The 14,720-nt window shown below is 47.7% G+C and carries 11 protein-coding genes and 1 rRNA gene; 11 read left to right on the forward strand and 1 reads right to left on the reverse strand.

The genetic code is table 11. From position 1 onward, the window contains the following. Positions 1-5 precede the first annotated feature (5 nt). The 8 genes from murD (at position 6) to lpxC (ending at position 9,615) form a co-directional block, all read left to right on the forward strand. Positions 6-1,337, forward strand: a complete 1,332-nt coding sequence (gene murD / locus Q1B47_RS15040) for a UDP-N-acetylmuramoyl-L-alanine--D-glutamate ligase (RefSeq protein WP_299795234.1) — start codon at positions 6-8, stop codon at positions 1,335-1,337. Continuing rightward, the gene (gene ftsW / locus Q1B47_RS15045; RefSeq protein WP_299795236.1) at positions 1,330-2,547 is read left to right on the forward strand and encodes a cell division protein FtsW; all 1,218 of its coding nucleotides are present in this window, start codon (positions 1,330-1,332) and stop codon (positions 2,545-2,547) included. Before murD ends, ftsW begins: the two co-directional genes overlap by 8 nt. Further along, positions 2,544-3,641 carry an undecaprenyldiphospho-muramoylpentapeptide beta-N-acetylglucosaminyltransferase gene (gene murG, locus Q1B47_RS15050; protein WP_299795238.1) on the forward strand — a complete coding sequence of 366 codons (1,098 nt, stop codon included), beginning with the start codon at positions 2,544-2,546 and terminating at the stop codon, positions 3,639-3,641. Before ftsW ends, murG begins: the two co-directional genes overlap by 4 nt. A 1-nt stretch (position 3,642) precedes the next feature. After that, on the forward strand, positions 3,643-5,112 hold the full coding sequence (gene murC / locus Q1B47_RS15055; protein WP_299795240.1) for a UDP-N-acetylmuramate--L-alanine ligase: 1,470 nt from the start codon (positions 3,643-3,645) through the stop codon (positions 5,110-5,112). Positions 5,113-5,242: 130 nt separating this feature from the next. After that, a complete protein-coding gene (locus tag Q1B47_RS15060) occupies positions 5,243-6,007 on the forward strand; it encodes a cell division protein FtsQ/DivIB (RefSeq protein WP_299795242.1) in 765 nt (254 codons plus the stop codon). A gap of 3 nt (positions 6,008-6,010) precedes the next feature. Beyond that, positions 6,011-7,246 (forward strand): cell division protein FtsA, encoded by a 1,236-nt coding sequence (gene ftsA, locus Q1B47_RS15065; protein WP_299795244.1) that lies wholly within the window; start codon positions 6,011-6,013, stop codon positions 7,244-7,246. A gap of 76 nt (positions 7,247-7,322) precedes the next feature. Continuing rightward, complete coding sequence (ftsZ, locus tag Q1B47_RS15070) at positions 7,323-8,504, forward strand: cell division protein FtsZ (RefSeq protein ID WP_299795246.1); 1,182 nt, start codon at positions 7,323-7,325, stop codon at positions 8,502-8,504. 193 nt (positions 8,505-8,697) lie between these two features. Continuing rightward, positions 8,698-9,615 carry a UDP-3-O-acyl-N-acetylglucosamine deacetylase gene (lpxC, locus tag Q1B47_RS15075; protein WP_299795248.1) on the forward strand — a complete coding sequence of 306 codons (918 nt, stop codon included), beginning with the start codon at positions 8,698-8,700 and terminating at the stop codon, positions 9,613-9,615. Positions 9,616-9,656: 41 nt separating this feature from the next. On the opposite strand, the gene Q1B47_RS15080 is transcribed toward lpxC, so the two are convergent. After that, positions 9,657-10,109, reverse strand: coding sequence for a DciA family protein (locus Q1B47_RS15080; protein WP_299795250.1), 453 nt, complete (start codon positions 10,107-10,109; stop codon positions 9,657-9,659). Positions 10,110-10,136: 27 nt separating this feature from the next. Here Q1B47_RS15080 and Q1B47_RS15085 point away from each other — a divergent pair, with 27 nt between their 5' ends. From Q1B47_RS15085 to Q1B47_RS15095, 3 genes are all read left to right on the forward strand, one after another. Next, the gene (locus Q1B47_RS15085; protein WP_299795252.1) at positions 10,137-11,036 is read left to right on the forward strand and encodes a M23 family metallopeptidase; all 900 of its coding nucleotides are present in this window, start codon (positions 10,137-10,139) and stop codon (positions 11,034-11,036) included. A 59-nt stretch (positions 11,037-11,095) separates the two neighbouring features. Further along, positions 11,096-13,819: a preprotein translocase subunit SecA gene (gene secA, locus Q1B47_RS15090; RefSeq protein ID WP_299795254.1), complete on the forward strand. Its 2,724-nt coding sequence runs from the start codon at positions 11,096-11,098 to the stop codon at positions 13,817-13,819. 732 nt (positions 13,820-14,551) lie between these two features. Continuing rightward, a 16S ribosomal RNA gene (locus Q1B47_RS15095) occupies positions 14,552-14,720 on the forward strand; the annotation flags it as partial.

The raw sequence follows: 14,720 nt of genomic DNA on the forward strand, positions 1-14,720 counted from the left end.
TGAATATGGTTAACCACAAGTCGCATCTGGTATTGGGGTTGGGAGCTACAGGGCTCTCTGTCGTGCGCTATCTGTGTGGGCAGGGGATCACCCCTTTGGTCATGGATAGCCGACAACAGCCGCCGGGAGCAGATGAGTTAGCGGCTGAGTTTCCCGGTGTTGAGTTGATCTGTGGTGGGTTTGATTGCCGCTATCTGGTGCAGGCGACTCAGATCATCGTCAGCCCTGGCATAGCCATCGATACTCCGGAGATCCGTGCCGCCATCGATATGGAGATCGAGGTGATCGGTGATGTCGAACTATTTGCCAGAGCCATAAAAGAGCGTGATGCCTGTGTTATCGGTATAACGGGGTCGAACGGAAAATCTACGGTTACGACCTTAGTGGCTGAGATGGCTAAGGCTGCGGGAATCAATTATGCCGTCGGTGGCAACATAGGTATCCCGGTATTAGATCTACTCCGGGACGATATTGAGCTTTATGTTCTGGAGTTGTCGAGTTTCCAGTTGGAAACGACTCACAGTCTGAACTGCGTATCGGCAACCTGTCTCAATATCAGTGAAGATCATATGGATAGATACAGTGATATTGAGGCGTATCGTCAGGCTAAGTTGAGGCTATATTCACAAACCCGGTTCGCCCTGTTTAATCGGGAGGATGAGCTGACCAAGCCTAAAGACCCTATGAACCAGAACAGCTTCGGTTTATCTGTGCCGGAAAATGATGAGTGGGGGATCTGTGAAGGTAAGATAGTACACGGCAGTGCCTTGGTTATCAGCCTTCAGGATGTGGCGTTGGTAGGCAGTCATAATCATGCAAATCTTATTGCGGCTATGGCCTTGGCCTATCAGGCCGGAATTGAAAAGGCGGCAATGGTTGAGGTGGCTTCATCATTTACCGGGCTCAAGCATAGGTTTGAACTGGTTGTTAATCACAATGGTGTTGCGTACATAAATGACTCTAAAGCGACCAATGTCGGCGCGACGGTTGCCGCGATAGAGGGGCTTAGCGATCACCTGGGAGATATCATCTTAATTGCCGGTGGTGATGGAAAGGGAGCCGATTTTAAACCTTTGGTTCCGGTCCTGAAGCAGGTGAGTCATCTTATTACGTTGGGCAAGGACGGAGATAAGATTGCCGCCCTTTCCGATAACTCGCTGAAGGTCAAATCGATGGCCGATGCGGTAGATAAGGCTGCTCAACTGGCAATCGCCGGCGATATTGTTTTACTCTCTCCAGCCTGTGCCAGCCTGGATATGTACAAGAACTTTATGGAAAGAGGCGACGACTTCCGTCGTCTGGCCGAGGGACTGAGTACCGAGGCCCTGGATGCGTAGCGAAGAGAGACAGCTGAACTTATTTGGCACCAGTGTTAATTGGAGTTGGCCAAATTTGTTTAAAGAGCGGCAGGCTCCGGGAATGCAGTTGTATGACCGAGCCTTGCTGTTTTCTGTTTTGTCTCTGATCTGTTTTGGATTTGTCATGGTGATGTCGGCTTCAATGCCTGAAGCACAGAGCCTGACCGGTAACCCATACCACTTCGTTATCAGGCATTTTGCCTATCTTGTGGGCTGTGGTGTTATTGCGACTGTGGTATTGCGTATCGAGATGAGTCGTTGGCAACAGTTTAGCCCCCTATTGTTGCTGATAGTAGGCATCATGTTGGTCGCCGTATTGCTTGTGGGGACTTCGGTCAATGGCGCTACCCGTTGGTTATCTGTCGGCCCGATTCGCATACAGGTAGCCGAAGTCGCTAAGTTTGCTTTCGCCATCTATATGGCGGGATATTTAGTCAGACGGCACCAGGAGATCAGAGAGAATGCAAAAGGCTTCTACAAGCCGATAGCCGTATTTGCTGTTTATGCGTTTCTGATCTTGATGCAGCCCGACTTAGGTACCGTGGTTGTGTTATTTGTGGGAACGGTAGGCTTACTATTTTTAGCCGGAGCCCGTCTGCTGGACTTCTTTGCCCTGATATTGACAGGCGTGATGGCCTTTGTGGCTTTGGTGTTGCTGGAGCCTTACAGAATGCGGCGGGTAACCTCTTTTATGGATCCCTGGCAAGATCCTTTCGGCAGCGGTTATCAATTGACTCAATCTTTGATGGCTTACGGTCGTGGTGATTGGCTCGGCCAGGGGTTGGGCAACAGTATTCAGAAGCTGGAATACCTTCCCGAGGCGCATACCGATTTTATCTTCGCCGTGATCGGTGAGGAGTTAGGTTTTATCGGCATCATTGTGGTGCTGTCGGTACTACTGTTTGTTGCCCTCAGGGCCATTAAGTTAGGAAATTTATGTATTGAGATAGATAAGCCCTTCGAAGGCTATCTTGCTTACGCTATCGGTATCTGGTTCTGTTTTCAGACCGTCGTTAATGTGGGAGCAAGTATTGGCATGTTGCCGACGAAGGGACTCACTCTACCTTTTATTAGTTATGGAGGCAGTAGCCTCTGGGTTATGACCGCCGCAGCTATGATATTGATCCGAATCGATCATGAGCGACGTTTGAGCTCAATTCAGGCTGTTCAGGGGAAAAAAAGTAAATGACGACCGTTACTACCGATAAACGTATTTTGATTATGGCCGGAGGCACTGGCGGCCACGTATTTCCGGCATTAGCTGTCGCGAAATACCTTTGCCAGCAGGGGTGGCAGGTCAGGTGGTTGGGTACGGCTGAGCGTATGGAAGCAAGGTTGGTTCCTCAGCATGGTTTCGATATCGATTTTATTGACATTAAAGGGGTAAGAGGAAACGGCTTGCTGCGTAAGCTGGCAGCCCCATTCAAGGTGATACGTTCGATCATACAGGCCAGGGAAGTCATTAAGGATTTTAAGCCCGATGTCGTCTTAGGCATGGGAGGCTTTGCCAGCGGACCCGGCGGTGTCGCCGCAAGGCTATCCGGGATCCCCCTGGTACTACATGAACAAAATGCAATACCGGGAATGACCAACAAAATTCTTGCACGAATTGCCAGCCAGGTTTTATGTGCCTTCGAAGGTACCTTCGGCAAGACAGAGGCTGAAGTTGTCGGAAACCCGATCAGAGAAGAGCTGATCGCCTTGGGTGATCGCGCAGGCGCACCGGTTGGTGGTGATGCTTTGAAGGTCTTAGTCGTTGGTGGCAGCTTAGGAGCAAAGGTCTTTAACGATCTGATGCCGAGCGTGACAGCGGCAGTGAGTAAGACGCAATCCATCACAGTATGGCACCAGGTAGGCAAGGGAAACCTTCAGAAGGTTAAGGCGGAGTATCAACACCTGGGCCAGGATGGCAGTGTAAACGTAGCTGAGTTTATCGATGATATGGAAGCGGCTTATCGTTGGGCCGATGTGGTGCTGTGCCGCTCGGGAGCGCTGACCGTTTCAGAGTTGGCTGCCGTTGGCGTGCCTAGCCTGTTGGTACCATACCCTCATGCCGTTGACGATCATCAGACCAGGAATGCACAAGTTCTGGTACAGGCGGGAGGGGCATTTTTACTGCCGCAAACGATTTTAGATGCAGATAAGCTGATTGGTAAGTTGCAGATTCTGGCCTCAGATAGAGAGGAGTTGAACCAGATGGGGCAACGAGCAAAGAGTGCAGCGGTATTGGATGCAACGCAGAAAGTTGCAACCGTCTGCATCAGGTTAGCCGGAAAGGATTGAGATGAGTAAGAATCAAGAGAAGTATTCACAGTTAAGAAGCATCATCCCGGAGATGAGACGGGTTAAACATATCTACTTCGTCGGTATCGGCGGTGCGGGTATGGGTGGCATAGCTGAGGTACTGGTTAATGAAGGCTACCTGTTATCGGGATCCGATATTGCTGAGAATGCCGTGACAAAGAGACTCGCATCCTTGGGCGCTAAGATCCATATCGGTCATAAACAAGAGCAGGTTCATGGCGCAGATGTCGTTGTGGTCTCTACGGCGATAAGTGCTGATAACCCGGAGCTGTTAGAGGCTCAGGCGCTGAGGATCCCCGTCGTTCAACGTGCAGAGATGCTCGCCGAGCTCATGCGTTATCGTCACGGTGTTGCCGTTGCTGGCACCCATGGTAAAACGACTACCACGAGTTTAATTGCCAGTGTCTATGGTCAGGCGGATCGCGACCCGACCTTCGTTATCGGTGGCCTTCTGAACAGCGCCGGCACCAATGCCAGATTGGGCCGCAGTCGCTACCTCATCGCCGAGGCTGATGAGAGTGATGCCAGTTTTCTGCATCTGCAGCCCATGGTCAGTGTTGTAACTAATATTGAAGCGGATCATATGGATACCTATGAGGGAGACTTTGAAAAACTGAAGTCAACCTTTGTCGATTTCCTGCATAACCTGCCTTTTTATGGTGTGGCTGTGATGTGTATCGATGATCCTGTTGTACGTGAACTGCTCCCGAGAGTCGGCCGTAAAGTCGTTACCTATGGTTTCAGTGAAGATGCTGACATTCGGGCGCTCAACTTCGTTCAGGAAGCCTATCGTAGCCGTTTCACCCTGCGAAGGGACGGAGTTGAAGATATTGAGGTCGTGGTGAACCTGCCAGGTCAACATAATGTACTCAATGCATTGGCCGCAATTGCCGTAGCTACAGAAGATGAAATTGATGATACGGCAATTATTCAAGCTCTGGCCGACTTCCAGGGCATTGGCCGTAGATTCGAGCAGTTGGGCTGTTTCGATACCGACAAGGGAGAGATGGTTCTGGTAGATGACTATGGCCATCACCCCAGCGAAGTAGCTGCAACGATCAAAGCTGCAAAATCCGGCTGGCCGGATAAGCGTTTAGTCATGATTTATCAGCCACACAGATATAGTCGTACACGCGATCTTTATGATGACTTTGTCGAAGTCTTATCTCAGGTTGATTGTCTGTTGTTGCTGGATGTTTATGCTGCGGGAGAGGCGCCCATACCTGGGGCGGATAGCCGTGCCTTGTGCCGCTCTATACGTCAGAGAGGTCAACTTGACCCAATTTTTGTCTCTGACAGTGAACAGCTACTGAGTCTATTACCGGATGTGCTGCAGGAGGGTGATCTTGTATTAACCCAAGGCGCGGGTAATATCGGAGCGATCGCTAAACAGCTATCACAATCGAGCTTAGGCTTCGATTTTGCGATTTCGCAAACGAATGAGGGATAAATTTGAAAGATATCCCATTGATGATGTTTCAGATTTTGACCCCACGAATAAGGTCTATATAATGGCCGGTTTTCTGTGGTTCGTTAACATATTTATTTTTTCATTTAAGTATAGATTGGGTTGAATATCTGTGTCTTGGGCTGAGGTGGGTCAAAGGTGGAAATTGAGGCTGGAACAGGTCGATTGGTATCTCTGTTTCGGACTTCTGTTTTTGCTCTTGGTACTGCTCGGTTTATCGATGGGAGCCTGGAAGCTGAATTTGATCGTCAATGATGCGGATGCACTACCTATCGAGGCGGTGGCGATAAGGGGAGAGCGAGCCAGAACCTCTGATGAAGAGATACAGGTTGCTCTTCAGGACCTGATGCAGAGAAGCTTTTTCTCGGCAGATGTTAATCAGGTACAAAATGCCCTGGAGGCGCTGCCCTGGGTATACCAGGCTTCTGTTCGGCGTGAGTGGCCGGCAAAACTCAAGGTGTACCTGGTTGAGCAACAGGTGGTTGCTCATTGGAATGGCGACGCCTGGCTCAACATTCATGGGCAGGTGTTTGATGCCCCACAAAGAGCCGACATCGGGCCACTGCCTCTTCTGGCCGGACCCGAGGGACAGTCGAAAGTGGTGTTAACGGCATATCGACAGGTCAGTGAGTTACTGAAGATAAATGGTTTTAAGTTAGACAGCTTAAGTTTAAGTCCAAGACATGCATGGCACGGTTCGCTGGATAACGGAGTTAAGCTTGAGTTAGGTAGAGAAGATAAAATGGCAAGGATACAAAGGTTTATCAATGTGTATCCGACACTGGCTAAGCAATCTAAGCCAGTAGCCAAGGTAGATTTGCGCTACGACACCGGATTAGCCGTAGGTTGGGAAAATGCACAGAAAGAGAGCCAGTAAATAATGACCAAGAATCAAGATAGAAATCTGATCGTTGGATTAGACATAGGAACCTCAAAGGTTGCTGTGATCATAGGTGAAGTGCTACCCGATGGTGAGATCAGCGTTGTCGGTCTGGGAAACCATCAGTCCAGAGGGATGGACAAAGGTGGCGTTAATGATCTTGATTCAATTGTGCGCAGCGTTCAGCGAGCACTGGATCAGGCTGAGTTGATGGCCGACTGCCAGGTCTCATCTGTATACCTGGGCATTTCCGGCAAACATATTGATTGCCAGAATGAAAATGGCATGGTCTCTATCAACGATGAAGAGGTTACGCAGGATGATGTTGATAACGTGATCCATACGGCTCGCTCAGTCAAAATTCCGACCGAGCGCCGCATTTTGCATGTGTTGCCTCAAGAATATGCCATCGATGTTCAGGACGGTATCAAGAGTCCTATCGGCATGTCCGGGATGCGCATGGAGGCAAAGGTTCATATTGTGACCTGTGCCAATGATATGGCAAAGAATATAACCAAGAGTGTTGAGCGTTGTGGATTAAAGGTCGACGACCTCGTTTTTTCAGCGATTGCATCAGCAGATTCTGTATTGACTAACGATGAGAAAGACTTAGGTGTCTGTCTGGTTGATATCGGTGGTGGTACCACAGATCTGGCTATATACACTAACGGGGCATTACGTCACTGTGCCGTTGTGCCGGTTGCCGGTAATCAGGTGACTAACGATATCGCTAAGATTTTCAGAACACCGCTTTCCCATGCGGAGCAGATCAAGGTTCAATATGCCAGCGCTCGCAGCGCCATGGTGAGTCGTGAAGACAGTATTGAAGTTCCCTCTGTCGGTGGCCGACCATCCAGAACTATGTCCAGACATACATTGGCGGAGGTCGTTGAACCTAGGTATCAGGAGTTGTTTGAGCTGGTATTGAAAGAGCTGAGAGACTCAGGGCTCGAAGATCAGATCGCTGCAGGCATTGTGCTGACCGGTGGAACAGCATCCATTGAAGGGGCTGTTGATATTGCCGAAGCAACATTCGGTATGCCGGTAAGGGTGGCATCGCCATTGCCGGTGAAAGGTTTATTTGAATATGTGGATCAGCCTATCTATTCGACTGGAGTAGGCTTGTTACACTACGGAGCAAGAAGGGTCGTCGAGCGTCAGTTTGAACGACCTGAGCGTCAAGGGGTTACCAGTCTTTGGAATCGGGTTCAAAGCTGGTTTAAAGGTGAGTTTTAATAGCTTGATAAAGAGGAATTTAAACTCGTTTCAATCGCTATTTAACATATAACGCAGGCAAAACGGAGAGAAGACCATGTTTGAGATCATGGATAGTCATACTGATGAAGCGGTGATTAAGGTCATCGGTGTCGGTGGTGGCGGTGGTAATGCCATCGAGCATATGGTGAAGCACAACATCGAAGGTGTTGAGTTTGTGGCAACCAATACAGATGCACAGGCTTTAAGAAAGTCTTCTGCAGGTTCAACCATTCAACTTGGACGTGACATCACGAAAGGGTTGGGAGCCGGGGCGAATCCGGAAATTGGACGCCTTGCAGCAGAGGAAGATAAAGAAAATATCAGAAACGCCATCAAAGGCTCTGACATGATCTTTATCGCCGCCGGTATGGGTGGCGGTACAGGTACCGGAGCAGCGCCGGTTGTTGCCGAAGTCGCGAGAGAAGAGGGTATCTTAACCGTAGCCGTGGTGACTAAGCCTTTCCCGTTCGAGGGTAAAAAGCGGATGTCCTATGCCGATCAAGGCATAACAGAGCTGGGTAAGCATGTTGACTCACTGATCACGATACCGAATGAGAAGCTATTGAAGGTATTGGGTCGAGGCACCTCATTGTTGGATGCTTTCGCTGCTGCCAATAATGTATTGCTGGGAGCTGTACAAGGTATTGCTGAGTTGATTACTCGTCCTGGCCTGATCAACGTGGATTTCGCCGACGTGAAAACAGTGATGTCTGAGATGGGTAATGCCATGATGGGGACTGGTGTTGCCAGTGGCGAAGACCGTGCGGAAGAAGCGGCAGAAGCTGCTGTTGCAAGTCCACTGCTGGAAGATATCGATCTTGCCGGAGCGCGTGGCGTACTTGTTAATATCACTGCCGGTATGGATATGAGTATCGAAGAGTTTGAGACTGTGGGTAACCACGTTAAAGCTTACGCTTCAGATAATGCAACTGTCGTAGTGGGTGCGGTGATCGATCCTGAAATGAGTGATGAGTTACGGGTAACTGTTGTTGCTACAGGTATCGGTGCAGAGAAGAAGCCAGACATTCAGCTGGTAACTAAGCCTGCTCCTCGTCCTGAGCCGGTAGTTGCACCTGAAGTTCGTCAGGAAACGGCCTCAGAGGAACTTGTTGCTCAGCCTGTTGCGACCGGGAATGTTGTTCCTGTTGCACAAACGACTCCTGCGCCGGCGCCAGCACCAAAAAATGAAGCTGATTATTTAGATATTCCAGCATTTTTGCGAAAGCAGGCTGATTAATAGCTCTGTTAAAGGCTAAATTGAGCTTTATAGTTTCACCAAAGTGGCATCTGCAATGTCGCGACGGTGATTGCTAGTAGAATTTTGGCTAATTTGCAAAGATATGTTAGCATATCCGACCAGCCACGCCTGTATGCAGAGAGTTCTCTGTACAGGTTTTGAGCTTTTTATGTTGAGATGAACGGGTAATAGAATGATTTTTCAAAGAACTGTTAAAGAAATGGTTAAAACTACCGGAGTCGGATTGCATTCCGGCAATAAGGTAACTTTGAGTATCAAGCCTGCTCCCGTTAATACGGGTATTGTACTCGTGCGCACGGATCTGGAGCCGGCTGTAGCTATTCCAGCCAAAGCAGATTTAGTGCGTGAAACGACCATGTGTACAGCACTGGTAAATGATGAAGGTGTTCGCATCTCAACGATTGAGCATCTGTTTGCAGCTCTTGCGGGATTGGGTATCGATAATGCTGTCATTGAGGTCGATGCTCCGGAGATCCCAATTATGGATGGTAGTGCCAGTCCATGGGTATTCCTGCTTCAATCTATAGGGATTCAGGAGCAGTCTTCAGCCAAGAAGTACCTGAGAATCAAAAACACTGTGCGTGTTGAAGATGGTGATAAATGGGCTGAATTAAAACCCTTTAAAGGTTTTAGAGTAGATTTTGCAATCGACTTTAATCATCCGGAAATTGCCCGAAGTCAACAACATATGGTGATGGATTTTTCAACTTCAGCCTTCGTTCGCGATATCAGCAGAGCAAGAACCTTTGGTTTTATGCGTGATATCGAATACTTGAGAGCTAATAACTTAGCACTTGGCGGAAGCATGGAAAATGCAGTTGTGCTTGACGAATATAAAGTCCTCAACCCCGATGGTCTGCGTTATGAGGATGAATTCGTTAAGCATAAGATTTTAGATGCCTTTGGTGACCTCTATGTTGCTGGTCATGCAATTGTTGGTGAATTCAGTGCATTCAAAACCGGGCATGCATTAAATAATCAGTTAGTGCGTGCTTTGTTAGCTCAAGAAGAAGCTTGGGAACTTGTCAGCTTCGAAGAAGATGAAGCTCCGGTGAGCTTTTCTGTGCCTGCAGGTGCCGTATTCGCTTAACCTTCGGGTTAAACGAACTGAGAGTTACTTCATTGCTAACGCTAAGATTGCCTCGAACGGCTGGCTAATGCAGCCAGCCGTTTTAGTTTCTCTGCTAAAGACCCCTCCGTATGTTCAGCTAGTGCCTCAATATGTGCAGCAGCTGTTTCGCTGATTGCATGTTGTGGGATTTTGGGCTTTGTTTCATACAAAACCAGACTCGGGTTGACTTTGACCTCGATAGCGGAGAGCATGGGTAACGTTTCGGCTTGTAGCTGTTGTAAAATTTTGGCCTTTTGGAAGTTTATTCTTGCGGCCCATGCAGCTGTAGTCGTTTCAATAACAAGAACACCCTGTCGAAGATTGGCAACTTTCAGTTGCTGCGACACTGGACCGGCTAGCACCTGTTTTACGTGATGATTCAAGTGCAATAGCAGTTCTGCTTTTTCAGCAATATTAGGCATTTGCCCGTGCTGATGCAGTAATTGGCTTAGGTCCTGCGGGGGCTTTTTCATATGATAACAAAATGGCTTAACTAGGCTATGAGTGTAACAGTTTTTATTCAAGGTCGAAATGGTGCCTCTCGTTGGCAACCCGGTAAGCGTTGGTTGTTGTTACCTGTTCTATTGATTGCAGCAGGTTCTGGTCTATATCAGCATAGTGCTAAACAGGTCGAACAACAGCAAGCGAATGTCGATAATGAGAGAGTCGCGCGTGAGGCGCAAAAAGATGAGCTTATCAAGCTTAAAGATGCGACCGAAGCACAATTGGCTATGCTGGTGACTCATGTTGCCCGAATGCAGGCTAAGGTGACTCGTTTAGAGGCTTTAGGCCAACAAGTTGCCAAAAACAATCAACTAGAAGATCAATTCGATTTCTCTTCCGAAGTCGGTGTGGGCGGCCTGAGTGAATTGGGTGCCGGTATCGAGTTAGACCAACTTATTGCAGACATGGATAAGTTAGTATCAAGAATAGATAACAATAATGTTCAGTTTTCAATACTTGAAACAGTATCATCTAATCTCCATATAGATGAAGAACGTTATATATCTGGGCGGCCCATCCAAAAAGGATGGTTATCATCGCCCTATGGTTTACGTAATGATCCCTTTAATGGCAGAAGAACGATGCATAAAGGCATCGATTTTGCCGGTAAAGAGGGAACCGATGTGGTCGCCACCGCTGGCGGTGTGATCACATGGGCAGGCAAAATGTTTGGTTATGGCGAGCTTGTGGAGATAGACCATGGCAATGGTTTGCGAACTCGTTATGGGCATAATAAGTCTTTGTTAGTAACCGTAGGTGATGTCATCGCCAAAGGCGAGAGTATCGCCAAAATGGGAAGTACCGGGCGCTCGACTGGGCCCCATGTGCATTATGAAGTGTTGCGGGGTGGACAGCAGATAGATCCGCAGAAATATGTCTACCGCAAAGCAGGTTAATATAAAATTAGGCTTTTGACTCAATCGGGAATAGGCCAACAACATAAAAAGTGGTTCAGATGTTTGGTAAAATACTGACAAAATTATTTGGTAGTCGTAACGATCGCACACTTAAATCTCTTGGCAAAACTGTCACAAAGATTAATGCACTGGAAGATGAATATGAAAAGCTGACTGACGAAGAGCTAAAGGCTAAAACGTCAGAGTTTCGTGGTCGTTTAGAGTCTGGGGAGACTTTAGATGATGTCATGTCTGAAGCTTTTGCCGTAGTTCGTGAAGCGTCGAAGCGTGTGTTTGAAATGCGTCATTTCGACGTTCAGATGCTGGGTGGTATGGTTCTGGATAGTAACCGTATTGCGGAGATGAGAACGGGTGAAGGTAAAACGCTTACCGCAACGCTACCAGCCTATCTGAATGGTTTGACCGGTAAAGGTGTTCACATTATTACGGTAAACGATTATCTGGCGCGTCGTGATGCCGAGAATAACCGTCCACTCTTTGAATTCCTTGGCTTAACCGTTGGTATTAACGTTGCGGGCCTTGGCCAGCAAGAGAAGAAAGCCGCTTACGATGCCGATATTACCTATGGCACCAACAACGAGTTCGGTTTCGATTATCTTCGTGACAATATGGCATTCTCGCCACAGGAGCGGGTTCAACGCCCGCTGCATTATGCTCTGATCGATGAGGTCGATTCGATTCTTATCGATGAAGCAAGAACACCTTTGATCATCTCTGGTGCTGCTGAAGACAGCTCTGAGCTCTACACTAAAATTAATACCCTTATTCCGCACCTTATTCGACAGGAGAAAGAGGATACGGAAGAGGAGATCGGTGATGGCGATTACTCTATCGACGAGAAGGCTAAGCAGGTCCATATGACCGAGCGTGGTCAGGAGAAGGTAGAAGTTCTGTTGACTGAGCGTGGCATGTTAGCCGAAGGCGACTCACTATATTCAGCTACCAATATCTCTTTGCTCCATCATGTGAACGCCGCACTTCGCGCCCACACACTGTTTGAAAAAGATGTCGACTATATTGTTCAGGATAACGAAGTCATCATCGTCGATGAGCACACCGGTCGTACTATGCCGGGTCGACGCTGGTCAGAGGGACTTCACCAGGCGGTTGAAGCGAAAGAGGGGGTTCATATTCAAAATGAAAACCAAACCCTTGCATCTATTACTTTCCAGAACTTCTTCCGCCAATATGAGAAGTTAGCGGGGATGACAGGTACGGCAGATACCGAAGCATTTGAATTTCAACATATCTATGGATTAGATACAGTAGTGATTCCCACTAACAGACCAATGATCCGTCAGGATCATGCGGATCTGGTTTATCTAACTCCGGATGAGAAATACGCGGCTATTATCGAGGATATCCAGGGCTGTCGTGAACGTGGCCAGCCAGTACTTGTGGGTACGGTTTCAATCGAGCAGTCAGAGTTGCTTGCTCGCTTATTGAAAAAGGAAAAGATCCCACACGAAGTCCTGAATGCTAAATTCCATGAACGTGAAGCCGACATCGTTGCCCAGGCGGGTCGTACCGGTGCGGTAACCATCGCCACTAATATGGCGGGTCGTGGTACCGATATCGTACTCGGTGGTAACTGGGCTATGGAGATCGATGCGCTTAATAACCCTAGCGATGAACAGAAAGCCAAGATTAAAGCCGACTGGCAGGTACGACACGATGCCGTAGTTGCCGCAGGTGGTTTACATATTCTGGGTACCGAGCGTCATGAATCTCGTCGTATTGATAACCAGTTACGTGGTCGTTCCGGTCGTCAGGGAGACGCAGGCTCTTCACGCTTCTATCTCTCTATGGAAGATAGCTTAATGCGTATCTTCGCTTCAGACCGTGTTTCATCAATGATGAAGAAACTGGGCATGGAGAAAGGTGAGGCGATTGAGCACCCTTGGGTGTCTCGTGCAATTGAAAATGCGCAACGTAAAGTTGAAGCCCGTAACTTCGATATTCGTAAACAGCTGCTCGAGTTTGATGATGTGGCCAACGATCAGCGTCAGGTTGTCTATGCACAAAGAAATGAGCTGATGGATGCAGAAAGCATCCAGGATACGATCGTAAATATTCAAGCCGATGTGGTTAATGGTCTTATTGACCAATATATCCCTCAACAATCTGTCGAAGAGCTTTGGGATGTACCAGGTTTAGAAACTCGCCTCGAGCAAGAGTATGGCTTGAAGATGCCTGTACAGGAGTGGCTTGACAAGGAAGATGATCTTCATGAAGAGACACTTCGTGAACGTATCGTTGATACTTGGGTTAAATCTTATCAGGCTAAAGAAGAGATGGTTGGTGAACAGGTGCTTCGCCAATTTGAGAAAGCAGTCATGCTACAAACCCTCGATGGTTTGTGGAAAGAGCATCTGGCTGCCATGGACCACCTGCGTCAGGGTATCCACCTTCGTGGCTATGCACAGAAGAATCCTAAGCAGGAATATAAGCGTGAATCATTTGAGTTATTCCAACAGATGCTAGAAACACTGAAGCACGATGTCATCAGTGTGCTATCTAAGGTTCAGGTTCAGGCTCAGTCAGATGTTGAAGAGATGGAGGAACGCCGCCGTCAGGAAGATGCCAAGATCCAACGTGATTACCAACATGCTTCAGCCGAAGCGATCGTTGGTGCAGAAGAAGCTGAAGCTTTGGCTGCACATACTCCGATAGTACGCGAAGGCGAAAAAGTGGGTCGCAATGATCCTTGTCCATGTGGTTCAGGTAAGAAGTACAAACAATGTCACGGTAAGCTGACCTAATCGCATCTATTTTGCTTTAATATTCCTAAAGGCCACTCAATGAGTGGCCTTTTTATTTTTAAGGGACCATGAATGCTATAGGTGCTTGGTATCGAAATATCTGTATTTGAGTAGTGTGCTGCAAATTTCAGCTAAAACTTAACGGTTTGTGGATAAGTTTGGGGGTAAATAGTGAGTATTGTGTGGCTATCTTAAAAGAGATAAAAAAGATCGTTTTTTCTGAAAAAAGGCCTTGTGCTCTGCTCCGAGATCCCTATAATGCGCAACCACTGACACGGCGCAGCAGGCATACAGCCTACATCTCATGGAGATGTGCACTGGAAGTTGAGTTAACTTTTTAACGAAAGATGACTCAGGCGGAAAAGCCTTTAAGAGTTACACCTGTTGTTCTCTTATATAAGTCTCTTGTATAAGAAAAAGGCAGTTGAAAAAACTTCTTAAAATTAGGGCTTGACGCCAACAACGGGAAGTGTAGAATACGCATCCCTAAGCCAACGACCTAGCGTCATCGGCAGCATCTGAAAAATTGGTGCTACGCTCTTTAACAATTTATCAAGTAATCTGTGTGGACACTCACAGGTGTTGAGTTATTCGAAACCATCTTAGATGGTAACAAATTTTCTCAATGATTGAGTGTTCATAGATTCGAACCTAGTTCGGATCACTTATATAAACAGTACAATTCATTGAGCCGAAGTCATTCCCGAAAGAGAGTGCTTCAAAAAAAACTTTTAATTGAAGAGTTTGATCATGGCTCAGATTGAACGCTGGCGGCAGGCCTAACACATGCAAGTCGAGCGGTAACAGAGAGTAGCTTGCTACTCTGCTGACGAGCGGCGGACGGGTGAGTAATGCCTAGGGAACTGCCCAGTCGTGGGGGATAACAGTTGGAAACGACTGC

Source organism: uncultured Shewanella sp. (assembly GCF_947501225.1).
Taxonomy (GTDB): Bacteria; Pseudomonadota; Gammaproteobacteria; order Enterobacterales; family Shewanellaceae; genus Shewanella.

Coding starts and splice junctions, on each gene's coding strand:
- secA (WP_299795254.1), top strand. CDS start 11,096: ATGTTTGGTAAAATACTGACAAAATTATTTGGTAGTCGTAACGATCGC.
- ftsW (WP_299795236.1), top strand. CDS start 1,330: ATGCGTAGCGAAGAGAGACAGCTGAACTTATTTGGCACCAGTGTTAAT.
- ftsA (WP_299795244.1), top strand. CDS start 6,011: ATGACCAAGAATCAAGATAGAAATCTGATCGTTGGATTAGACATAGGA.
- murD (WP_299795234.1), top strand. CDS start 6: ATGGTTAACCACAAGTCGCATCTGGTATTGGGGTTGGGAGCTACAGGG.
- Q1B47_RS15080 (WP_299795250.1), bottom strand. CDS start 10,109: ATGAAAAAGCCCCCGCAGGACCTAAGCCAATTACTGCATCAGCACGGG.
- murG (WP_299795238.1), top strand. CDS start 2,544: ATGACGACCGTTACTACCGATAAACGTATTTTGATTATGGCCGGAGGC.
- Q1B47_RS15085 (WP_299795252.1), top strand. CDS start 10,137: ATGAGTGTAACAGTTTTTATTCAAGGTCGAAATGGTGCCTCTCGTTGG.
- lpxC (WP_299795248.1), top strand. CDS start 8,698: ATGATTTTTCAAAGAACTGTTAAAGAAATGGTTAAAACTACCGGAGTC.
- ftsZ (WP_299795246.1), top strand. CDS start 7,323: ATGTTTGAGATCATGGATAGTCATACTGATGAAGCGGTGATTAAGGTC.
- murC (WP_299795240.1), top strand. CDS start 3,643: ATGAGTAAGAATCAAGAGAAGTATTCACAGTTAAGAAGCATCATCCCG.